The 20,621-nt window shown below is 69.1% G+C and carries 20 protein-coding genes; 15 read left to right on the forward strand and 5 right to left on the reverse strand.

All coding sequences use genetic code 11. The annotated features are described in order from the left end of the window. The first annotated feature begins 46 nt into the window (after positions 1-46). Both DIE08_RS23910 and DIE08_RS23915 read left to right on the forward strand, forming a co-directional pair. Positions 47-943, forward strand: coding sequence for a LysR family transcriptional regulator (locus DIE08_RS23910; protein WP_124903902.1), 897 nt, complete (start codon positions 47-49; stop codon positions 941-943). A gap of 131 nt (positions 944-1,074) precedes the next feature. Continuing rightward, complete coding sequence (locus DIE08_RS23915) at positions 1,075-1,707, forward strand: LysE family translocator (RefSeq protein WP_124903904.1); 633 nt, start codon at positions 1,075-1,077, stop codon at positions 1,705-1,707. A gap of 217 nt (positions 1,708-1,924) precedes the next feature. On the opposite strand, the gene DIE08_RS23920 is transcribed toward DIE08_RS23915, so the two are convergent. Next, positions 1,925-3,610 carry a metallophosphoesterase family protein gene (locus tag DIE08_RS23920; RefSeq protein WP_124903906.1) on the reverse strand — a complete coding sequence of 562 codons (1,686 nt, stop codon included), beginning with the start codon at positions 3,608-3,610 and terminating at the stop codon, positions 1,925-1,927. Between the two features lie 295 nt (positions 3,611-3,905). Here DIE08_RS23920 and DIE08_RS23925 point away from each other — a divergent pair, with 295 nt between their 5' ends. From DIE08_RS23925 to DIE08_RS23960, 8 genes are all read left to right on the forward strand, one after another. Next, positions 3,906-4,205 carry a YXWGXW repeat-containing protein gene (locus DIE08_RS23925; RefSeq protein WP_059600563.1) on the forward strand — a complete coding sequence of 100 codons (300 nt, stop codon included), beginning with the start codon at positions 3,906-3,908 and terminating at the stop codon, positions 4,203-4,205. 217 nt (positions 4,206-4,422) lie between these two features. Then, positions 4,423-5,166 (forward strand): RNA polymerase sigma factor, encoded by a 744-nt coding sequence (locus tag DIE08_RS23930; RefSeq protein ID WP_124622877.1) that lies wholly within the window; start codon positions 4,423-4,425, stop codon positions 5,164-5,166. Further along, positions 5,163-5,582 carry a hypothetical protein gene (locus tag DIE08_RS23935; protein WP_124903908.1) on the forward strand — a complete coding sequence of 140 codons (420 nt, stop codon included), beginning with the start codon at positions 5,163-5,165 and terminating at the stop codon, positions 5,580-5,582. The genes DIE08_RS23930 and DIE08_RS23935 overlap by 4 nt, the downstream gene beginning before the upstream one ends. Continuing rightward, positions 5,579-6,082 (forward strand): periplasmic heavy metal sensor, encoded by a 504-nt coding sequence (locus DIE08_RS23940; protein ID WP_124903910.1) that lies wholly within the window; start codon positions 5,579-5,581, stop codon positions 6,080-6,082. Before DIE08_RS23935 ends, DIE08_RS23940 begins: the two co-directional genes overlap by 4 nt. A 145-nt stretch (positions 6,083-6,227) precedes the next feature. Further along, positions 6,228-7,073, forward strand: a complete 846-nt coding sequence (locus tag DIE08_RS23945) for a GNAT family N-acetyltransferase (protein ID WP_124903912.1) — start codon at positions 6,228-6,230, stop codon at positions 7,071-7,073. A gap of 399 nt (positions 7,074-7,472) precedes the next feature. Beyond that, positions 7,473-8,867, forward strand: a complete 1,395-nt coding sequence (locus tag DIE08_RS23950; RefSeq protein WP_124903914.1) for a DUF1800 family protein — start codon at positions 7,473-7,475, stop codon at positions 8,865-8,867. Positions 8,868-8,869: 2 nt separating this feature from the next. Next, complete coding sequence (locus DIE08_RS23955; RefSeq protein ID WP_124903916.1) at positions 8,870-10,033, forward strand: DUF1501 domain-containing protein; 1,164 nt, start codon at positions 8,870-8,872, stop codon at positions 10,031-10,033. Between the two features lie 65 nt (positions 10,034-10,098). Next, positions 10,099-10,317: a YXWGXW repeat-containing protein gene (locus tag DIE08_RS23960; RefSeq protein WP_124903918.1), complete on the forward strand. Its 219-nt coding sequence runs from the start codon at positions 10,099-10,101 to the stop codon at positions 10,315-10,317. Between the two features lie 21 nt (positions 10,318-10,338). On the opposite strand, the gene DIE08_RS23965 is transcribed toward DIE08_RS23960, so the two are convergent. Beyond that, entirely contained in the window at positions 10,339-11,532 is a 1,194-nt protein-coding gene (locus DIE08_RS23965) for a tyrosine-type recombinase/integrase (protein ID WP_124622867.1), read from the reverse strand. Between the two features lie 164 nt (positions 11,533-11,696). Continuing rightward, positions 11,697-12,872 carry a helix-turn-helix transcriptional regulator gene (locus tag DIE08_RS23970; protein ID WP_059600602.1) on the reverse strand — a complete coding sequence of 392 codons (1,176 nt, stop codon included), beginning with the start codon at positions 12,870-12,872 and terminating at the stop codon, positions 11,697-11,699. 240 nt (positions 12,873-13,112) lie between these two features. On the opposite strand from DIE08_RS23970, the gene DIE08_RS23975 reads away from it, so the two are divergent. Beyond that, the gene (locus DIE08_RS23975; RefSeq protein ID WP_124903920.1) at positions 13,113-13,493 is read left to right on the forward strand and encodes a DUF4377 domain-containing protein; all 381 of its coding nucleotides are present in this window, start codon (positions 13,113-13,115) and stop codon (positions 13,491-13,493) included. A 29-nt stretch (positions 13,494-13,522) separates the two neighbouring features. Here DIE08_RS23975 and DIE08_RS23980 read toward each other — a convergent pair whose 3' ends face one another. Together DIE08_RS23980 and DIE08_RS23985 are read right to left on the reverse strand one after the other, a co-directional pair. Beyond that, a complete protein-coding gene (locus DIE08_RS23980) occupies positions 13,523-14,911 on the reverse strand; it encodes a DHA2 family efflux MFS transporter permease subunit (RefSeq protein WP_124903922.1) in 1,389 nt (462 codons plus the stop codon). Between the two features lie 281 nt (positions 14,912-15,192). Beyond that, complete coding sequence (locus DIE08_RS23985) at positions 15,193-15,543, reverse strand: VOC family protein (protein ID WP_057925050.1); 351 nt, start codon at positions 15,541-15,543, stop codon at positions 15,193-15,195. Positions 15,544-15,803: 260 nt separating this feature from the next. Between DIE08_RS23985 and DIE08_RS23990 the strand changes: the two genes are divergently transcribed. The 4 genes from DIE08_RS23990 (at position 15,804) to DIE08_RS24005 (ending at position 20,589) form a co-directional block, all read left to right on the forward strand. Continuing rightward, positions 15,804-16,943, forward strand: coding sequence for an LLM class flavin-dependent oxidoreductase (locus tag DIE08_RS23990; RefSeq protein WP_059600601.1), 1,140 nt, complete (start codon positions 15,804-15,806; stop codon positions 16,941-16,943). A gap of 166 nt (positions 16,944-17,109) precedes the next feature. Beyond that, positions 17,110-18,303 carry an acyl-CoA dehydrogenase family protein gene (locus DIE08_RS23995; protein WP_059600552.1) on the forward strand — a complete coding sequence of 398 codons (1,194 nt, stop codon included), beginning with the start codon at positions 17,110-17,112 and terminating at the stop codon, positions 18,301-18,303. 10 nt (positions 18,304-18,313) lie between these two features. Beyond that, complete coding sequence (locus tag DIE08_RS24000; RefSeq protein ID WP_124903924.1) at positions 18,314-20,071, forward strand: FAD-binding protein; 1,758 nt, start codon at positions 18,314-18,316, stop codon at positions 20,069-20,071. Then, positions 20,071-20,589 (forward strand): flavin reductase family protein, encoded by a 519-nt coding sequence (locus DIE08_RS24005; RefSeq protein ID WP_059451250.1) that lies wholly within the window; start codon positions 20,071-20,073, stop codon positions 20,587-20,589. Before DIE08_RS24000 ends, DIE08_RS24005 begins: the two co-directional genes overlap by 1 nt. Positions 20,590-20,621 lie beyond the last annotated feature (32 nt).

Below are 20,621 nucleotides of genomic sequence, written 5' to 3' on the forward strand. Positions count from 1 at the left end.
TGGCTCTATCATGTGAAAAATACATGGACAGAAACAAGGAGGCGAGATGACGCTTGCGCAGTTGCAGGCCCTGGCGGCCGTGGTCGAACTCGGCTCGCTGACGGCCGCGGCCGAGCGGCTCAGTCGCAGTCAATCGGCGATCAGTCATGCGTTGACCGAACTGGAGGACATCACCGAGGTCAAGCTGCTGTTGCGCGACCGCCAGCCGGTCGTCCTGACTGCTGCCGGCGAACGCCTGTGGCCGTACGTGCAGAACGTGGTTCGCGAGGCACAGACGCTGCGCCAGCAGTTCGGCCTGTCGCGCGGCAAGCTCGAAGGGCGGCTGGTGGTCGCGTCGCTGCCGAGCGTTTCGCTCGCATTCGTCGTACCCGCGCTCGAGGCGTTGAAGGCGGCGCACAAGGACGTGACGGCGGTACTGCTCGAAGGCACGGACGCGGAGGTCGAAGGATGGCTCGACGACGGCACCGCCGACGTCGGCGTGGTCGCCGGCACGAAGACCTTCGCGAACAATCTGCCGCTGCTCGACGAGGATTTCGTCGCGGTGGCAGCGGACGGCATGTTCGACGGTCGCAAGAGCGTGTCCGCGAAACTGTTGTCCGCGATGCCGTTCGTTTTCTCGAAGGCGGGGTGCGGGCCGGTCATCGCGGATTACTTCGCGCGCAACGGTGCGTCGCTTCGCGCCGCGTTCAACGTGGTCGAGATGCGGACCATCCTGTCGATGGCGGAGGCGGGAATGGGCGTGTCGATCGTCCCGCGCATCACGCTCACCTACACCCGGTTCGGCGGCCGGGTGCTGGAGCTGTCGCCCAGGCTGCGCCGTTCCGTGCGGCTGTCGTGGAACGCGACCGGCAATGCGGTCGCAGACGCATTCGTCAAGCTGGTGGACGCCCAGCGCGCGAAGGCGGGAAAGGCGATTCAGGTGCGAGCGAGAAAGGGAAAGTAACGCGTCGGCAGCGCGATGAGGGGATGAAGCGCGTTCATGGGCGACTTGCAGTTTATTCATGTCGGTAGCCGTCGACATGCAATACATTGTGGGTCACTCGCCCTGACTTCACTGCCTCGAAGGAGACCGCCGTGCCGGCCTTGCCCACCCTGATTGCTTTCGGACTCGTGTCGCTCGGCATGGTCCTGACGCCCGGCCCGAACATGATCTACCTGATCTCCCGCTCGATCTGCCAGGGCCGCCGCGCGGGGCTGGTGTCGCTCGGCGGCGTCGCGCTGGGGTTCGTGTTCTACATGTTCTGCGCGGCATTCGGCCTGACCGCGCTGGTGCTGACCGTGCCATACGCGTATGACGTGCTGCGTTTCGCCGGCGCGCTGTACCTGGCATTTCTCGCGTGGCAGGCGCTCAAGCCGGGCGGCCGCTCCGCGTTTCAGGTGCGGCAGCTGCCGCACGAGAGCGGCGTGCGACTCTTCACGATGGGCTTCGTCACCAACCTCGCGAACCCGAAGATCGCGGTGATGTACCTCTCGCTGCTGCCGCAGTTCATTTCGCCGGGGCACGGCAGCGTGCTCGCGCAATCGCTGGCGCTGGGTTGCGTGCAGATCGCGGTCAGCGTCAGCGTCAACGCGCTGATCGCGAGCATGGCCGGCTCGATCGCGGGGTTCCTTGCCGGTCGGCCCGCCTGGGCACGGGGGCAGCGCTGGTTGATGGGGACCGTGCTGGCCGGACTGGCCGTGCGTATCGCGCTGGAATCGCGAAGCTAGCCGGTGGAACGGCTAGCGGAGGCAATCGACGTACCGATGCGCATGCAACCTTCGGCGGACGAACGGGTGCAGCCGATCCGCGTGAAGCAGGCCGTCGCGCATTCGCCGTGCCGGTAAGTGGACGGTGCGCGTTGCGCACGATGTCCCGCACGAGCCAGCCCCGGCCGCCCGCCGCGCGATCGCGCGCCGCGATCGCGCGCCGCGGGCGGCCGCCGCGTCAGCGCTCGCCGCGCTTCTTGCTCAGCTCGATCGTCTCGAACAGCTCGTACTGCGCGGTCGGGTGCTGATCCGCACCCGGCGCGTGGTAATAGCGCATCGTGATCGTCGTATGGCCGCCCGGCTTGCCCGGATCGTGGTCGAACACGGCGATCCCGTAGCCCGTGCCCGTATCGCGGCGCGCGGACCAGATCGCATCCTCGAGCGCATCGGCCGGCTTGCGCACGAACGTGTTCGGCGCGGTGCCCGGCACCGGCCGGTTCGGTTTCGTGAAGACCTTGGCCTGCGCAAAGCCGGTCGCCGGGTTTTCGCCGTACACGTCGAGCGGCGCACTGGTTCCGCCGCCGCCGAGAATCAGGTGAATCGTGCCGTGGCTCGTGTCGAACGTCGTGCTGTTCGGGTCGGTCGACCCGACCGGACGCGGCTGCAGCGTCTCGACGACTTCGCCGGTCGAGGCATCGACGCCCGCGCGGTGATTGCAGCCGCGCACCGGGTAGCTGCGCTCGTAGTCGTGATCGTGACCGCACAGCACGAGGTCGACACCATAGCGGTCGAACAGCGGCAGCCATGCCTCGCGAATGCCCTTGTCGGAGCCGTTGCCCGTCTTCGACGAGCTCAGCGCGTCCTGGTGCATTTGCACGACGATCCAGTCGATGTCGTCATCGTGGGACGCGTGACGCAGCGTGTGCTCGAGCCAGCGCGTCTGCTCGCCGTTGCTGTAGCCACGTACGTAGAACGACGTGCCCGGTTCGATCGGCGCGCGGCCGGTGCTCGCGGCCGGCACGAGCGGATTCGGGCCGCCGACGAATGCGGCCGCATCCTGGTACACGACGTCGTCGGCGTCGAGCGAGATGAACAGCACCGAGCTCACGCGGAAGCTGTACCAGCGGCCCGGAAAGCGCGTGCCGTTCTCCGGGAGCATGTAGCGCGCGAGATACGAGTCGAGCCCCTGCGGGCCGTTGTTGAATTCGATTTCGTGATTGCCCGGGCATGGCATCCACGGGCGGTTCGCAGCCGACGTCTGGTTGTTGTTGCCGAAGTCGCGCCACACCTCCGGCTGATGCGCGGGGTTCAGGTTCGCGTAGCAGAGGTCGCCGTTCAGCAGGTGGAACAGCGGCTGGAACTGCTCGACGGCCTGCACCGCGAAGCGGCTTTGCGGCGACGACAGCACCCACGCGCCGTTCGGCGTCGCGAGGTCGCCGTAGCTCGTGAAGCGGAACGGCGCGCGCCCGCGCGGCGCGGTCGTGAAGGTCGCGGCAAACGGCTGCGCGGCGTTGCTGTCGTTGTCGGCCGTCAGTTCATAGCGGTAGCGCGTGTTCGGCTTCAGGCCGTGCACCCGTGCGTGGTACGTGAATACGGTTTCGCCGTTCAGGCCGTCGGTGTAGATGCGCTGCACGCCGTGCACGGTGCGTGCCGGTTCGCCGTCGGCGACGATCCGCGCGCGCGGATTGACGGCCGGTGCGAGCGACGCCCAGGAGATCGCGACTTCCGACGTTGGGTCGCTGCCCCATGTCAGGTGCACCTGCTCGGGCGTGCCGTCCGGATTCGACCCGGCGGCGCGGGCGGCCGCGAGCCCGCCTGCGGCGGTGGCGAGGCCGGAGACGCCGGCCAGTTTCAGGAAGCCGCGACGCGATACGGAAGCGGCCGGCTCGTTCGACTCGGCGGGGAGGTTTTCCTGGTTCGACATGATCGTATTTTCGTTGAATGACACGCGAGATGCGGAACTGCCCGGCCGTGCGCGAGCGCGTCGGGGGCGTGGGCCGGAAACGAGCGGGATCCCGGTGACACGCATTGTCGAAGTTCAGTTTTGCCGGGTTGTGACAGACGGTAATCGATGCGCGGGCCCGATGCGTCGATGGCGCGCGCGGCGTTGCCGTCACGGCGGAAATTTTTTTGCGTGTGTCGCGACGGATTTTTTCGCATGCGTCGTTTAACGAACGAACGGCCACTTCCGGCCGGGAAACGATGCTTCGGAGTCTTGCATGAAACTTTCCATTTCATTACGGTTTGCCGCGGGATGCGTGGCCGCGCTGGCGACGTCCGCCGCATTCGCGCAGGCCGTCATCGTCGCACCGGTCGCACCGCCGCCGCCGCGCGTCGAAGTGATGCCGGCGCCGCGCGCGGGCTACGTATGGGATCAGGGCCACTGGCATTGGCGCCACGGCCGCTACGTGTGGATCCCAGGTCACTGGCAAGTGGTACGTGCCGGCTATCACTGGGTGCCGGGACACTGGGCCGCGCGCGGCCCGAACTGGCGCTGGGTGCCGGGCCACTGGGCGTGACGCGCAGGGCGCCGCGCGGCGTGCGGTGTCCGCGCGGCGGGACTTCCACACAATCTCATCGGTCGAGCCATGCCTTTTCGAACCATCGTGATCCTGACAGCCGCGGCCATCGTGCTGGCCGGCTGCGTCGTGGTGCCGGCGCGCCCGGTGTATTACCGGCCCGCGCCGGTCGTCGTATATTGATCGCGCCGGCCGGCGGGCGATCGACAGGATCGATATGCCGTTCGAACCGGATCTCGACGAAATCGACCGGGCCGATCCCGGGCGCGGCGCACCAAGTGTCGAAGAAGCGCCGGTCCGATGCATGCAAGGAGAGCACGACGATGAGCTTCAGCCGGACAACGGGCGCAACCGCCGGCAGCATGCGGCGTTCGCACCGCGCATCGCGGAGCGGCCTGCGTTGAGCGACGCCGATCCGGACGCGGAACTCGTCGCGCGGGTTGGCGCGCGCGACGCGTCGGCCGTGCGTGCGCTCGTCGCACGCAAACTGCCGCGCTTGCTCGCGCTCGCGACACGCATGCTCGGCGACCGGACCGAAGCCGAAGACGTTGCGCAGGAAACCTTCCTGCGGATCTGGAATCATGCGCCGCGCTGGCGGGATGGCGAAGCGCGCTTCGACACGTGGCTGCATCGCGTCGTGCTGAACCTGTGCTACGACCGCTTGCGCGGGCGGCGCGAGGAGCCGGTCGACGCATTGCCCGACATGCCCGACCCGCAACCCGAGCCGGCCGCGCACGCGGAGTTGCGCTCGCGCGACGCGCGCGTGCGCGAGGCGCTCGCCGCGTTGCCGCCAAGGCAGCGGGAAGCGCTCGTGCTCCAGTACTATCAGGACATGTCGAACGTTGAAGCGGCGAACCTGATGGGCATCACCGTCGATGCGCTGGAAAGCCTGCTCGCGCGCGCAAGGCGCAACCTGCGCGCGCAACTGGCCGGCGACCCACCTAGCGAGGACAAGCGATGACACCCGAAAGATTCCGTACCATCGTCGCCGCGTACGGCTCGGATGCGCGGCGCTGGCCGCAAGACGAACGCGCGGCGGCCGAAGCGTGGGCGCATGCGCATCCGCGCGACGCGCTGGAGGCGCTCGACGATGCCGCCGAGCTCGATGCCTGGCTCATGCAGGACACGGTCGCGCCGCCGGCGCCGGCGCTCGTCGAACGCATCGTCGCGTCGGCGCCGGTGCCACAACGTGCGCGGCGCCGGGGCAGGGTGTGGTGGTCGGGCGCGGCGTTCGCGGGTGTCGGGCTGGCCGGCGCGTTGGCCGGCGCGGTGGCCGTGTCGATGCTGATGCTCGGCAGCGCGCCGATCGCGCAACACGAACCGGGCTACCTGACGACGACGTTCGGCGGCCCGAGCATCGACGGAGGCGACGAATGAGCGAACGCGGCTGGAAATTGTTGCTCGTCGGGTCGGTCGTGCTGAACGTGTTCATGCTCGGCGCGATTGGCGGCGGCGCGTATCAGTGGTTCTCGACGCATCGCGACCTGCATGGAACGGGGATGCCCGGACAGCGCACGGCGTTGCGGTTCGCCGCGGACGGATTGTCCGATGCGCGTCAGCGGGCGTTCGCGGCGGTGCTGAAGGCGGCGCGCAAGGACGCTCGGGATTTCGCGCGGGAAGGGCGCGATGGGCGGATCACGGTGCTCGATCTGCTGGCCGCGCCGCAGCTCGATCGTCCGGCGATCGATGCGGCGCTCGATCGGACGCGAGCGGCCGATAGTGCGTTGCGAGGGCAAGTCGAGCGCAGTGTCGTCGATTTCGCGGCGACGCTCACGCCGGACGAGCGCGCGAAGTTCGTCGACGGGTTGCGGCGTAGCGGGAACTGGCGGTTGCCGGCGAGATTGCAGAAGCAGCAGGGAGCGGCGGGAAACGAATAAGCCACACGTCGTCCAGTGACGGCACGGAATGACCGTTCACGCCGATACCCGTCCCGGGATTATGATGGCCCGATCGGCAGCACATTCCCGATGAACGCACCGCAACGCGAGGCGGCAATCTCGAGAGCCGCGGCAAGGACGAGCCATGGATCGAAGCGAAGACTTTATCGTGCGCACCATGTCGGCCAGTGAAGTGGCCATGTCGGTCGAATGGGCGGCCGCGGAAGGGTGGAACCCTGGCCGGCACGACGCGCGTTGTTTCAGGGAAGCGGACCCGGCCGGTTTCTTCGTCGGCATCTGGCGCGGCGAGCCGGCCGCTTGCCTCGCGGCGGTGGCTTATGACGAACACTTCGGCTTCATCGGTCTCTACATCGTGAAACCGGAGTTTCGCGGCAAAGGCCTCGGCATGCGCATCTGGCAGCACGGCATGCGTTACCTTGGAGAACGAAACATCGGCCTGGACGGTGTCGTTGCCCAGCAGGCGAATTACAGGAAGTCAGGGTTCCGGCTCGCGTATCGCAACATCCGCTATCAGGGGCGCGTGGGCGGCATCGGGTGCGCGCAGGTTGCGGCAGCGGCCGACGTACCGTTCGAGCAGTTGCTCGCCTACGATCGCCGGTGTTTTCCGGCGGCGCGCGAGCGTTTCGTCTCCGTCTGGATCGCGCAGCCGGATGCCGTGGCGCTCGCGACCATCGACGCGGGCCGTGTTGCCGGATACGGTGTCGTGCGCCGCTGCCACGCGGGCTGCAAGATCGGCCCGCTCTTTGCCGATGACGCCGATGTCGCGACGGGGCTGTTTCGTGCGCTGGCGTCGCGCATGCCCGGCGAGGTGATCGTGCTCGACGTGCCGGAAACGAACCCCGCAGCCGTCGCGCTGGCGGAACGTCACGGCATGTCGAGCGTGTTCGAGACCGCGCGGATGTATACGAAGGAAGCGCCCGCGATTGCGATCGACCGCGTGTTCGGGGTGACGTCTTTCGAGCTCGGGTGATCGTCGCGAGCATGGCCGGCCCGGAACGGACGCCGGATTTGCACATGCGTCTGCCGACGTGACGCCGTCTCCTGGCTACTTCTCGAACCAGTATTCGAACTCGGTGCGGTTCTGGTTGAACGCCTTGGCGTGGGACACCGTTTCCGCGCGCACGATGCCGTGGATGCCACGGGCAACGGCGCGGGCCGCCATCAATGCTCCTTTTGCCTACCGGCCGGTGGTTGCGATCGATCCGGCGATCGGGCAGCGCAAGCGAATGCTCGACGCCAGTTGAAAGCCGCGTGCAAGAAGCGGCAGATTCGGCGTCTACGAGCCGAACCGGAAATATTTCGTCCATCCAGCGACGGATTTCCCGCCAGCCACCGTTAAACACGGGTACGCATCGCGAGAGCCCCCTTCATGGACCATCCGAACGACATCTCACCGGCCGCCATCGCGCTGAACCGTTTCGGCCTCGGCGCGCGGCCCGACGAAGCGCCGCCTGTCGATCCGAAGGCTGCGCTGGTCGCCCAGTTCGACCGTTACGACGCACGGCCGGCCGCATGGGCTGGCGAACCCGACGCGGTCACGCTCGCTACGCGCTTCGCGACGGCCCGCAACGCGATGACGAGCGACGACGCGGCGGCCAGACGTGCAACCGAGCAGTCGATCCGCCGCGACGGCTACGACGCATATCGCAGCGCGGTCGCCGCACGACTGAACGGCGCGCTCGTCACGCCCGCGCCGTTCGTCGAGCGTCTGGTGCATTTCTGGGCGAACCATTTCGCGGTGTCGGTCGACAAGGGGCAGGTGGCCGCGTATGCAGGCGCATTCGAGCGCGATGCGATCCGCCCGCACGTGCTCGGCCGCTTCGAGGACATGCTCGTCGCCGTCGAGCAGCATCCCGCAATGCAACTGTTCCTCGACCAGGCGCGCTCGGTCGGCCCCGACAGCCCGGCCGCGCTGCGCGCCGAAGCCCGCAATCCGGCGGCGCGACGCGGCCTCAACGAGAACCTCGCGCGCGAAATCATGGAACTGCATACGCTCGGCGTGCGGACCGGCTACACACAAGCGGACGTGACGGAATTCGCGCGCGCGCTGACCGGCTGGAGCATCGCGGGCGGACGCGGGCCGCAGCCCGGCGATGCGGCGCCGGGTGCGTTCGTGTTCCGTCCGAAGCTGCACGAACCGGGCGCACGCACGGTGATGGGACGCACGTACGACCAGCAGGGCGAAGCGCAGGCACGCGCGATCCTGGCCGACCTGGCACGTTCGCCCGCGACGGGCCGGCATATCGCGTTCCAGCTCGCCCGCCATTTCGTCGCCGACAATCCGCCGCCTGCGCTCACCGACCGGCTCGCCCGCGCATTCGAGACGAGCGGCGGCGATTTGCCGACCGTCTATCGCGCGCTGGTCGATGCGCCAGACGCCTGGGCGCCGGTCAATCGCAAGTTCAAGACGCCGTGGGAGTGGGCCGTGTCGTCGCTGCGCGGGCTCGGCTGGCGCGACGCGGGCGACCTGAAGGTCGCGCCGCTGCTCGCGCAACTCGGCCAGCCGGTATGGCGGCCCGGATCACCGGCCGGTTACGACGACGTCGCCGCGAGCTGGGCCGCGCCCGACGCGCTGGTGCGCCGCGTCGAGATCGCACAGCGGCTGGCTGCACGCACGGGCGACCGGCTCGACCCGCGCACGCTCGGCAATACGCTGCTGGCCGGCTCGCTGAGCGCGCCGACGGCGACCGCGCTGTCGCGTGCCGAAAGCGCGACCACGTCGCTCGCGCTGCTGCTCGTGTCGCCCGATTTCCAACGGAGATGAACATGGCCCGATCCTTGACTCGTCGACATTTCCTGAGCATCGCCGCGGCCGGCGCGGGCGCGATCCTCGTCGCGCCGCGCATCGTGTTCGCGAACGTCGAAACCGACCGGCGCTTCGTGTTCGTGATCCAGCGCGGCGCCGCCGACGGGTTGAACATCGTCGTCCCGTATGCCGAACCGGCGTATGCGTCGCTGCGCGGCCCGCTGGCGATCGACGCTGCGGCGGCGACACGCATCGACGGCATGTTCGCGCTTCATCCGGCGCTCGTGCAGACCGCGCAGATGTTTCGGGACAAGCAGGCGCTGTTCGTCCACGCGATTGCGTCGCCGTATCGCGACCGCTCGCATTTCGACGGCCAGAACGTGCTGGAGACGGGCGGGCGCGCGCCGTACCAGGTGAGGGACGGCTGGCTCAACCGGCTCGCCGCGATGTTGCCGGCGACGCGCGACCGCGCGATCGCGTTCGCGCCGACGGTGCCGCTCGCGTTGCGCGGCAGCGTGCAGGCCGCGTCGTATGCGGCGTCCGGTCTGCCGGCCGCGCCGGACGACCTGCTCGCGCGCGTATCGGCGCTTTACGAGGCCGACGCGCAGCTCGGGCCGCTGTGGCAGTCGGCGATGGCCGCGCGGGGCCTCGCCGGCGATGCGCATGCGCGCCAGGATCCGGCGGGCGTCGGCAAGCTTGCGGCGACGTTTCTCGCGCGCGACGACGGCCCGCGGATCGCGATGATCGAGACGGGCGGCTGGGACACGCACAGCGCGCAGAACGCGCGGCTCGCGAATCAGTTGAAGGCACTCGACACGATGCTCGCCGCATTGCGCGACGGACTCGGGCCGGTGTGGCGGCAGACCACGGTGCTCGTCGCGACCGAGTTCGGCCGCACGGCCGCCGCGAACGGCACGGGCGGCACTGATCACGGGCAGGCGTCGGTCGCGATGCTGGCGGGCGGGGCGGTCGCGGGCGGGCGCGTGATCGCCGACTGGCCGGGCTTGCGGCCGGGCGACCTGTACGAAGGACGCGACCTGAAGCCGACCGCGTCGCTCGATGCGCTGATCGCGGGCGCGGCCGCCGAAAGCCTGCGGCTCGATCCCGGCCATACCGCGGCCACGTTGTTCGCGCAAAGCGGCGCGACGCGGCCGATGACGGGCCTCGTTCGCGGAACCGCGTGACGCGCGGCATGCGCGCGCTCGCATCCGCCAGCCGATTACATATGACACAACAGGGAGAATCGACGATGAAGATCCGATCCGTATCGCTTGCCGTGTTGGCGACGATGAGTGCCGTGCTGATGTCCGCGTGCGTGGTGGAACCGGCGCGGCCGCCGCAGCCCGCGCCGGTCGTCGAGGTGGCGCCGCCGCCGCCGGCGCCCGGTTATCGCTGGGCGAAGGGCCATTACCGCTGGGCCGGCAATCACTGGGCGTGGGTGCCCGGACATTGGGTGGCCGTGTATTGAAGCGCGTGAACGGCGCGCCGCTCACCACCCGATGCGGTGCTTCTCTTCGGTTTCGCTGTGCCGCCAGTCGTCGTCCGCATGCAGATACTGGCTCGTCGTCGTCAGCGACACGTGCCCGAGGTTGTCGCGCACGAGCCGCAGATCGACGCGGCCATCGGCCATGTGCGAGCCGGCGCTGTGGCGCAGCCAGTGCGCGGATGCCTGTTCGAGCACGCGCGCCTGTTCTTCGCCTGCATTTCCCTGCGCACGCAACCGCTCGGCCGCGAACCGGAACACCTGCTTCACGATCCGGTGCAGCGCCGCGCGCGTGAGCGGCTTGCGCGTGCGACCGACGGGCAGCACGAGCGGCGTGGGTTCGCCGTCGGCCGGCAGCGCGGGCAGGCCATGCGCGCGCCGGTAGCGCGCGAGCTCGACCATCATCTCGGCGGTGGCCGGCACGAGCCGCTGCCGGCCGCCTTTGCCGGTCACGTCGAGCCACCAGCGGTCGCGCCCGTTCGCATCGCGTCGCGCAAAGAATTGTCCCATCGTGGTGTCGGCTGCTTCGGTGATGCGCAGCCCGCCGAGATACAGCAGCGTGAATACCCAGCGCGCGCGATCGGCATGGAAGGCGGCGCGCGCGTCGTCGCGCGGCATCGCGGCGATCGCATCCTTGACCGCCTGCCACAGCGGCGGCCCGAGATGGCGCGTGACGCGCGGCGCGGGCCGTCGTTGCCGCTGCCGGGACAGCGCGAGCGGATTGCCGGCCAGGTAGCCGGCCTGCACGAGCCACGAGAACATCACGTTCAGGATGACCATCGCCTGCCGCTGGCTGGCCGCCGACAGCGGCCCGTAGAACGGCCGCCAGCGCGGGTCGCCGCGCGGATGCTTGCGGCCGCCGTTCGCGCACCACAGGTCGGCCGGCACGGGCGCGAGCAGGAACTGCCGGTAGCCGACGAGATCCTCGTGCGTGAGCGACGACAGCGGCTTGCCGCACGCGATGACGGCCCACAGCAGCAGGCGTTCGGCTTCCTTGCGGTAGTTCTGGAACGTGGTGGGCGTATCGACGAAGCGTGCGAGCCACGCGCGCACGGCGTCGAGATCATGCGTCGCGGCGATCTGAGGATGCGCGCTGGTCGAGCGATTGGTGCCCGCCCGTCCGTCGAGCGCGGCCGGCACGGTCAGCGTATCGATCGGCTGCGGCCGCAGCGCAACGCCGGACGGAACGGGTGAGGTCATGCGAAGAGGTGGCGCGGCTCGCCGGTGAGCGGGCGGGCGGGCGCGGCGCGACGAAGCGTACGAGGAAGCGCCGATGGTAATACACGATCGCCATGCGGTGAAGCCGACGTCGATCGCGCGTGTCTGGCCGGTGACGGAGCGCGTGGCGGACGAGCACGGTCACGTCACCCCAGCGACAACACGCTGTTCAGCAACGTCCGCACGAGCGTCGCCTGCCGCGTGACGCCCGTCTTCGAAAAGATCGCACGCAGGTGCGAGCGCGCGGTGTTCTTGCTGATGTCGAGCTCGTCGGCTGCCTCCTCGAGCGTCGACCCGTTGACGAGCGCGAGCGCCAGGGCGGTCTCGGCCGGCGTGAGGTCGAACAGCTTGCGCACGATGTCGTGCGACGCCTGCGACTTGCGTTCGGCATCGCGGATGAAGATTGCGCATGCCGGCCGGCGCGGATTGTCCTCCGACCATTCGCTGAGCGGGACCGTGCGGATCAGCACGCCGAGCGGCGGCTTGCCGGACGGGCGCGACACGGCGATCGCCTGCGCGACCGTCGGCGCGCCGCCCGCGCGCTCCGCGACCACCTGCCGGATCAGCTTCTGCAGCTTGCGGTCCTCCAGCGGATACGAGGCCTCGAGCGCGCCGCCGCGCACGCGCAGGCCGTCGCATTCGGCGAAGATCTCGTCCGCGACGGAGTTGGTCTTCATGATCGTGCCGCGCTCGTCGAGGATCGCGGTCGCGACGAGCATGCGGTCGATCGTGCTCGCGTACAGCATGCGCTCCGATTCGACCATCCCGAACTTCGCATGCAGTCGCACCGCGCGCTTCAGGTGCGGCAGCAACGCGTTGCAGACGGCCTTGTCGGTCACGGAGAACGCGTGGCCGTGATGCGAGCGGCACACGCGGAACCGGCATTCGATCCCGTCCGGCGTGCGCAGGTCCGCGCCCATCAGGTAGCCGACGTCGAACGGCTCGAGAAACTCGCGATACATCGCACTGCCGCGCCACACGCCGACGCCGGGCAACTCGTCGACGGTGACGACACGATCGCTCGGCAGGTTCACGAACGGATCGAGCGCGTAATAGTAGTTGTTGTACGACGCGACGCCCGGCAACGGCGCGCCGTGCCCGGACGCATTGATCATCAGCCCCGCGTGACCGCCGGCGGGCCAGCGCAGGATCATCGTCACGTAGTTCGCGTCCAGATGCACGCGGATCCGTTCGAGGGCGCCGCCCCATGGCACGTCTTCCAGCGGGCCTTCGTAGATTGTCGCGAGCAGCGCGTCGAACTGCTCGAGCGTCAGGCTCGATCGGGCAAGGCTCGGGGGAAGGGCCGGGGGCGCCGTGGTCATCGGGGTTGTCTCCTGTTGCAGCGCCGGGTCGCGGTGCGCCGGGCGTGCGGGTGCGTGCACGGGCGTATCCGGACCGCCGACGGCGGCGCGCGGCGGCCTGCACCGGAATACGGTAGCGCGCCGGCGCACGCACGACATCCCACGAATGAGGGTGGCGGCATGCCGTTGTAAGCCATTCGTGAACTTTCCCGAAGCAGCGTTCGTCTAATCGGCCCGCCAATGCTTCCTGAGGAACACCCGATGATTCGCAAGACCAGAACGCTGCTCGGCGCGGCCGTGATCGCCGGCAGCATGCTGCTCGCCGGATGCCAGACCGGAGCGGCCGCGACGGACGCTCGCGCGGCTCGCCCGGCCGACGGCCGCCCCGTGACCAGGACCGTTTATGTCGCGCCGCAGGCGGCGCGCTGCACGGGCGTCGCGCCGATGGACTGCCTGCAGGTGCGCAGCAGCCCGGCGGAGCCGTGGAGCCTGTGGTATGCGGGTATCGAGGGTTTTGCGTACCAGCCGGGCTATCAATACGTGCTGGAAGTCGACGAATACCGCGTCGCGCAGCCGCCGGCCGACGGCTCGTCGATCCGCTGGGTGCTCAAGCGGGTCGTCGAGCGCCGCCAGGTGAACTGACGGCCGGTCGTGCCCGCCCGCAGTGGGGCTTACGCGGACTGCCGCGGCGCGACTGGCCTCGGCGGCGCGGCGGTATCGATGCGCCGGAACACGACGGACGACAGCAGCGTGACCGAGCCCATGCAGACGAACGACAGGATGAACCCGTTCGCCATCGAGCCCCAATGCGCGGCGAACAGGTTCACGAGCCCGCCGCCGATCGACACGCCGAGCCCCATCGCCAGCATCTGCATCATCGTAAACAGGCTGTTGCCGCTGCCGGCGTCGGCATGCGACAGGCCCTTCAGCGTCACGGCGTTCATCGCGGCGAACTGCATCGAGTTCGCGGCGCCGAACACGATCAGCAACGCAATCTCCAGCGCCGGCGCGGGCCGTGCCGAGACCAGCGCGAACCCCGCGATCGCGCAGCCGACGATCCCCGTGTTCACGACCAGGAACGTCGCATAGCCGAAGCGTGTCGCGAGCGGCGCGATCCAGCGCTTCGCGATCACGCCGGCGATCGCGGCCGGCAGCATCATCATCCCCGACTGGAGCGGCGTATAGCCGAGCTGCACCTGCATCAGCAGCGGCAGCATGAACGGCACGGCGCTCGTGCCGATCCGGCACAGCAGGTTGCCGAGCAGCCCCGAGCCGAAGTTCGGTTCGCGGAACAACCCGAGCCGGAACAGCGGCTGCGCGCGGCGCTGCGCATGGGGCAGGTACGCGAGCGCGCTCGCCATGCCCAGCACGGCGAGCCCGATCGCCCAGCCGGTGCGGTGCGCGGGCATTGGCGGATCGATCGCGAGCGACAGCGCGATCATCGCGACCGACAGCAGCGCACAGCCGACGAAGTCGAACGGCGGCGGCTGCATCGCCTGATCGTGCGGCAGGAAGCGCTGCACCGCGATGAAGCCCACCACGCCGACCGGCACGTTGACGATGAACACCCAGTGCCAGGAAATCGCCTGCGTGAGCCAGCCGCCGAGCGTCGGCCCGACGATCGGGCCGAGTTGTCCGGCGATCGACACGAACGCGATCGCCGCGACGTACCGTTCGCCCGGCACGCGGCGCAACACCGCGAGCCGACCGATCGGCAGCAGCATCGAGCCGCCGATGCCCTGCACGGCGCGCGCGACGACGAGCTGGCCGAGCGTGTGCGACGCCGCGCAGCCGATCGACGCGAGCGAGAACACCAAAATGGCGAGCGAGAACACGCGGCGCGTGCCGAACCGGTCGGCGAGCCAGCCGGACGCCGGCGTGAGCATCGCCATCGTCAGCGTGTAGACGACCACGACCGGCTGCATCGCGAGCGGCGAAGCATGCAGGCTTTGCGCGATCGACGGCAGCGCGGTGTTGACGATCGTCGTGTCGAGCGACTGCATGAAGAACGCGGCGGCGACGATCCACAGCAGCGCGGAGTGTGAGGGTTCGCGGGACATGACGAAACGGGAAGTGCGGCGACCGGCGCGGTGGCGACGTGACGGGCGACGCGGCCCGGCAGGCTCGCGTCGGCGCACGGCCGGTCTACGAACGTCCGATGGTACCGATTCCGGTGGCCATCGGGAAGCCGCGTTATGGCACTGACCGTCATCGACATCGCCGATGAAGAGGCGGGACGCTCGATCCCGCCCGGTTCATTACCCGACACCGGACGTTCCCGTGGCATCCGGCCGGGTTTCCGCCGGCCGTATCGCGTGGCATGCGCGCCACACGTGGCCGCTCACGCGGCGCGTTTCTGCGAAATCACCAGCAGCGCGCCGTTCCTGTCCTCCAGCACCGCGCGGTATTCGTGCGGCCCCGCCTGCACCGGCACGCGTACCGACGCGCCTGCCTTCACGACCCGCGCCATTGCCGCGTAAAGGTCGTCGTCCTCGTCCACGCGCAGCGTGAGCGCCGCGCGTTCGACGATCTGCTCGTCGCCGGCCACCAGCGCGATCGTCAGCGGGCCGCCGTCGAGTGCGCAATAGCGGTCGCCGTCCCGAAACTTCACGTTCAGGCCCAGCCCGTCGACGAACAGCGGCAAGGCCGTGTCGATGTCGTCGACCGGATACAGCAGCATCGATACCTTCATTCCCTCTCTCCCTCGTCTTGATGTTTACGGTCCGCACCGGGCCGTCATTCGATGCTAGCGCGCGGTGCCGGCCGCGACGCAGTCTGTTCGGATGACGGTGAAACCCCTCTGTCCCCGCAGGCATGCCGTTACTCCAAACAGACGATGCCTGTGCGGGCCCGCGCGCCGACACTCCCATCCGTGGACCGTCGCTATTCGTCCGTATCGTGCGGGCGGGCCGCACGACCCCGACTCGTCCAACATACATGGAGACGCACGCAATGAAGTTTTCCCTCATCTACGAAGCCCAGACCACCGACGCATCGCGCGAGGGCGACCACCGGGTATTCAAGGAGACGGTCGAACAGGCGCTGCTCGCCGAGCAGGTCGGCTTCGACACGATCTGGTGCGTGGAGCACACGTCGCTGACCAACTATGCGCACATGAGCGCGCCGGAAACCTTCCTTGCTTACCTGGCCGGCCGCACGACGCGCATCGGCCTCGGCCACGGCGTCGTGTGCCTGCCGCCGGCGATGAACCATCCGATCAAGGTCGCCGAGCGCGTCGCGCTACTCGACATCCTGTCGGGCGGCCGCGTGCACTTCGGCGTCGGCAAGGGCGGCAGCCAGCAGGAAGCCGGTGCGTTCGGCTACGACCTCAACGAACTGCAGCCGATGATCGACGAGTCGATGTACCTGGTGCCGAAGATGTTCGTGCAGGACGAGATCGAGCACGACGGCACGTACATCAAGATCCCGAAGCGCCCGATCCACCCGAAGCCGTTCCAGGATCCGCACCCGCCGATGTACCTCGCGTGCACGAATACCGACGCGCTGCTGCGTGCCGGCCAGCGCGGGATGGGCGCGCTGGTGCTCGGTTTCGGCGGCCCCGACGAAGTCGCGAAGAAGAACGCGGTGTACCGCGAAGCGTGGGCGAACCGCAAGCCGGAAGACCAGGTCGGCTTCCGCCCGACCCAGCACCTCGCGGCGCTGTGCCCGACGGTCGTGATGGCCGACGGCCAGGCCGCCCGCAAGATCGGCATCCGCGGCCAGCGTTACTTCATGGAGTCGCTCGCGTACTGGTACACGGGCGGCGAGCGTCCGGACCCGGCGAAGTGGGGCGACGACCTCGTGCAGGCCGACACCGGAGAGATGGTGATCCGCTCGCGCTTCGCGTCGGAGGAAGTCGTCGTGAACTTCGCCGACCCGGCGCTCGCGATGATGAACCCGAACCACGCATACGGCACGGTGGACGACTGCATCGGCTATGTCGGCCGCCTGCAGGAAGCCGGCGTCGACGAAGTGCTGTTCCTGTGCCAGATGGGCACGGTGCCGCACGAAGCGCAGATGGAGACGATCCGCAACATCGGCGAGCACGTGATCCCGTTCTTCAACAAGGAAAAGGAGCGCGCCTGCGCGTAAGGCGGGGCGGGCCGCGCCCGTCGTCCCTTCGGACGATGCGGCGCGGCCGCGCGAGCCCGACCATCGTCGGCAGGAGCCCTGGCTCGCGGCGCCGGCCGCGACGAACCACTTAGAGAGAGACCGGGATGAGCGCCGCCGCGCGCGCCCCGTATCACAGGAGACATTCGTGCACCGCGACAACGATTCGAACGCACTGGCCACCACGCTGATCGCCCGGGCCGAGGCCCTGGCGCCGACGCTGGCCGGCCGCGCCGCGCAGGCGGAAGCGCAGGGCCGCATCCCGGCCGAGACGATCGCCGACATGCAGGCCGCCGGCTTCTTCAAGGTGCTGCAGCCGAAGCGCTACGGCGGCTACGAGCTCGATCCGCAAGCCTTCTTCGACATCCAGATGGCGCTCGCGCGCGGCTGCATGTCGACGGCATGGGTATACGGCGTCGTCGGCGTGCACAACTGGCAGCTCGCGCTGTTCGACGAACGCGCGCAGCAGGACGTGTGGGGCAAGGATCCCGCGACGCTGATCGCGTCGACCTACATGCCGGTCGGCCGCGTGACGCCGGTCGAAGGCGGCTTCCGACTGTCCGGCCACTGGAAGTTCTCGAGCGGCAGCGAACTGTGCGAATGGGTGTTCCTCGGCGCGCTGGTGCCGCCGGCCGAAGCCGGCCAGCCGCCGGAATACCGCACGTTCCTGCTGCCGAAATCCGATTACCGGATCCAGCAGGACTGGGACGTGCTCGGCCTGCGCGCGACCGGCAGCCACGACATCGTCGTCGACGACGCATTCGTGCCCGCTTACCGCACGCACAAGGCGCTCGACGGGATGATGGGCACGAGCCCGGGCCTGGCCGTCAACGACGCGCCGTTGTTCAAGCTGCCGTTCGCGCAGATCTTCGTGCGTGCGGTATGCACGTCGTGCATCGGCGCGCTGCAGGGCGCGCTCGACGATTTCACCGGCTATGCGGCCACGCGCGTGTCGGCCAACAGCGGCGCGAAGACGACCGACGATCCGGGTGCGCAGAACGCGTGCGCGAACGCGGCCGTCGCGATCGACGAGATGAAGGTGCTGCTCAAGCGCAATTTCGCAGAACTGATGGCATCGGTGACGGGCGGCCCGGCCGTGTCGATCGAGCGTCGCGTGCATTTCCGCTACCAGTCCGCGCAGGTCGCCGAGCGCTGCGCGCAGGCCGCGAACGCGCTGCTGCGCTATGCGGGCGGCAACGGCATCTATCACCGCAATCCGCTGGTGCGCCGCTTCCTCGACCTGCACGCGGCCCGCGCGCACTACGCGAACAACGTGGACCGCTTCGGCCAGAACCTCGGCGCCGTGATGCTCGGCCGCGAGAACACGGACTACTTCATCTGACGAGGTCGCGATGAACGACACGCAAGCGCAGCAATACGTGTTCGACGTCGTGGTCGTCGGCTCCGGCGCGGGCGCACTGCTCGCGGCATGCCGCGCGGCCGACCGCGGGCTGTCCGCCGTCGTGATCGAGAAGACGGCGCTGTACGGCGGCACGTCGGCGATCTCCGGCGGCGGCATCTGGATCCCGTGCAACCACCATATCGCGGAACTCGGCGTGACCGATACGCGCGAGGCCGCGCGCCGCTATCTCGATGCGTGCACGGCCGGCGCGTCGTCGCGCGAGCGGCTCGACGCGTATCTCGACCAGGCGCCCGAGATGTTGCGTTACCTCGAAACGAAAACGCCGGTGCGCTACCAGGCGCTGCCGAAGTACGCGGACTATTTCCAGAAGCTGCCGGGCGCGATGCCGGGCTATCGCGCGCTCGATCCGCTGCCGTTCGACGGTGCGCTGCTCGGCGACGAACTCGACCGGCTGCGTCCGCCTTCGCCCGGCACGCTGATCGGCGGCCGTGTGGCCGTGACGTCGAAGGAGGCGCACACGCTGTTCTCGCGCGGGCCGGGCTTCATGAAGCTCGCGATCGCGCAATTCGGCCGGTACTGGCTCGATTTCGGCGTGCGCCGCCGCACGCGGCGCGACCGGCGCCTGACACTGGGCAATGCATTGATCGGCGGGCTGCGCCGCGCGCTGCTCGACCGCAACGTGCCCGTGTGGCTCGACACGCCGATGCGCGACCTGCTCGAGGTCGACGGCCGCGTGACGGGCGTGCGCGTGCAGCGCTTCGGGCAGCCGGTGACGATCGTCGCGCGGCGCGGCGTGATCCTCGGCGCGGGCGGTTTCGAGCGCAACCAGCCGATGCGCGAACGCTACCTGCCGCAACCGACGCAGATGCAATGGAGCGCGACGCCGCCGGCCAACACCGGCGACGCGATCGCCGAAGGCCATCGGCTCGGCGGCGCGCTCGCGCTGATGGAACACGTATGGGGCGCGCCGACGGTCGGCGTCGCGGGCGAGGAGAAGCAGCGTGCGCTGTTCGTCGAACGCAACCTGCCGGGCTGCGTGATCGTCAACGGCCTCGGCAAGCGCTTCGTCAACGAGGCCGCGCCGTATTCCGAATTCGTGCCGGCGATGTATCGCGACCATGCGCGCACCGGCGCGTGCGTGCCGGCGTGGATGGTGTTCGACGCGCGCTTTCGCCGCAAGTATCCGTGCGGTCCGATCATGCCGGCACCGATGATGCCCGATTCGCGCATTCCGGACGCGTTTCGCGACGTGCTCGTGAAGGCCGACACGATCGATGCGCTCGCCGGGCGGATCGGCGTCGACGCGGCCGGGCTGAGCGACACGCTGCGCGACATGGCGCGTTACGCGGCAACCGGTATCGACGAAGCGTTCGGCAAGGGCGACAACCTGTTCGACACGTACTACGGCGATCCGAGAAACCAGCCGAATCCGTGTCTCGGCCCGGTCGACGAGGCGCCGTTCTATGCGGTGCGGATCGACGCGGGCGACATCGGCACGAAGGGCGGGCTGGTCACCGACGGGCATGCGCGCGTGCTGCGCGCCGACGGCGCGCCGGTCGACGGCCTGTACGCGATCGGCAACACCAGTGCATCGGTAATGGGCGCGAGCTACCCCGGCGCGGGCTCGACGCTCGGTCCGGCGATGACCTTCGGATTCATCGCCGCCGACCACCTGGCCGCGCAGGCGGCCAACGCCGGCGGACGGTCAGACCGGCCGTCCACGACTGAACTTGACGGAGTCCAATGATGAGCGATCTCACTACCCATCCGCTGCGCACCGACATGCTGCTGGCGATGCGCCGCCTCGCGCGCTCCGTCACGGTCATCAGCAGTGCGCACGACGGCCGGCGCTACTCGATGTCCGCAACGGCGGTCGATTCGCTGTCGACCGATCCGCCGTCGCTGCTGATCTGCATCAACCGCAATGCGTCGCTGTATCCGCCGCTCGACGCGGGCGCGCCGTTCTGCGTGAACGTGCTGTCGGCACGCCACGAAGGCATCGCGATCGACTGCAGCGGCCGCCTGAAGGGCGAGGCGCGCTTCACGACGGGCGAGTGGCGCACGTCGCCGCTCGGCGTCCCGTATCTGCACGATTCGCAGGCGAGCCTCGTGTGCGAGCAGGACGGCCGTTTCGAATACGGCACGCATACGGTGTTCATCGGGCGAATCCGCGAAGTGCTGATGAGCGGCGACGTCGATCCGCTCGTCTATCTCGACGGCGCGTATACGACGCCCGGCGCGCCCGCGAACCGCGCGGCCGCGTGACGGCCGCGCGCCTGACCGCATCGGAAAGAGAC

This window comes from Burkholderia sp. Bp9004 (genome assembly GCF_003858025.1).
In the GTDB taxonomy this organism is placed as follows: domain Bacteria; phylum Pseudomonadota; class Gammaproteobacteria; order Burkholderiales; family Burkholderiaceae; genus Burkholderia; species Burkholderia diffusa.

Coding starts and splice junctions, on each gene's coding strand:
- DIE08_RS23935 (WP_124903908.1), top strand. CDS start 5,163: ATGACACCCGAAAGATTCCGTACCATCGTCGCCGCGTACGGCTCGGAT.
- DIE08_RS23945 (WP_124903912.1), top strand. CDS start 6,228: ATGGATCGAAGCGAAGACTTTATCGTGCGCACCATGTCGGCCAGTGAA.
- DIE08_RS23925 (WP_059600563.1), top strand. CDS start 3,906: ATGAAACTTTCCATTTCATTACGGTTTGCCGCGGGATGCGTGGCCGCG.
- DIE08_RS23940 (WP_124903910.1), top strand. CDS start 5,579: ATGAGCGAACGCGGCTGGAAATTGTTGCTCGTCGGGTCGGTCGTGCTG.
- DIE08_RS23970 (WP_059600602.1), bottom strand. CDS start 12,872: ATGACCACGGCGCCCCCGGCCCTTCCCCCGAGCCTTGCCCGATCGAGC.
- DIE08_RS23975 (WP_124903920.1), top strand. CDS start 13,113: ATGATTCGCAAGACCAGAACGCTGCTCGGCGCGGCCGTGATCGCCGGC.
- DIE08_RS23920 (WP_124903906.1), bottom strand. CDS start 3,610: ATGTCGAACCAGGAAAACCTCCCCGCCGAGTCGAACGAGCCGGCCGCT.
- DIE08_RS23950 (WP_124903914.1), top strand. CDS start 7,473: ATGGACCATCCGAACGACATCTCACCGGCCGCCATCGCGCTGAACCGT.
- DIE08_RS23980 (WP_124903922.1), bottom strand. CDS start 14,911: ATGTCCCGCGAACCCTCACACTCCGCGCTGCTGTGGATCGTCGCCGCC.
- DIE08_RS23985 (WP_057925050.1), bottom strand. CDS start 15,543: ATGAAGGTATCGATGCTGCTGTATCCGGTCGACGACATCGACACGGCC.
- DIE08_RS23930 (WP_124622877.1), top strand. CDS start 4,423: ATGCCGTTCGAACCGGATCTCGACGAAATCGACCGGGCCGATCCCGGG.
- DIE08_RS24000 (WP_124903924.1), top strand. CDS start 18,314: ATGAACGACACGCAAGCGCAGCAATACGTGTTCGACGTCGTGGTCGTC.
- DIE08_RS23955 (WP_124903916.1), top strand. CDS start 8,870: ATGGCCCGATCCTTGACTCGTCGACATTTCCTGAGCATCGCCGCGGCC.
- DIE08_RS23965 (WP_124622867.1), bottom strand. CDS start 11,532: ATGACCTCACCCGTTCCGTCCGGCGTTGCGCTGCGGCCGCAGCCGATC.
- DIE08_RS23960 (WP_124903918.1), top strand. CDS start 10,099: ATGAAGATCCGATCCGTATCGCTTGCCGTGTTGGCGACGATGAGTGCC.
- DIE08_RS23990 (WP_059600601.1), top strand. CDS start 15,804: ATGAAGTTTTCCCTCATCTACGAAGCCCAGACCACCGACGCATCGCGC.
- DIE08_RS24005 (WP_059451250.1), top strand. CDS start 20,071: ATGAGCGATCTCACTACCCATCCGCTGCGCACCGACATGCTGCTGGCG.
- DIE08_RS23910 (WP_124903902.1), top strand. CDS start 47: ATGACGCTTGCGCAGTTGCAGGCCCTGGCGGCCGTGGTCGAACTCGGC.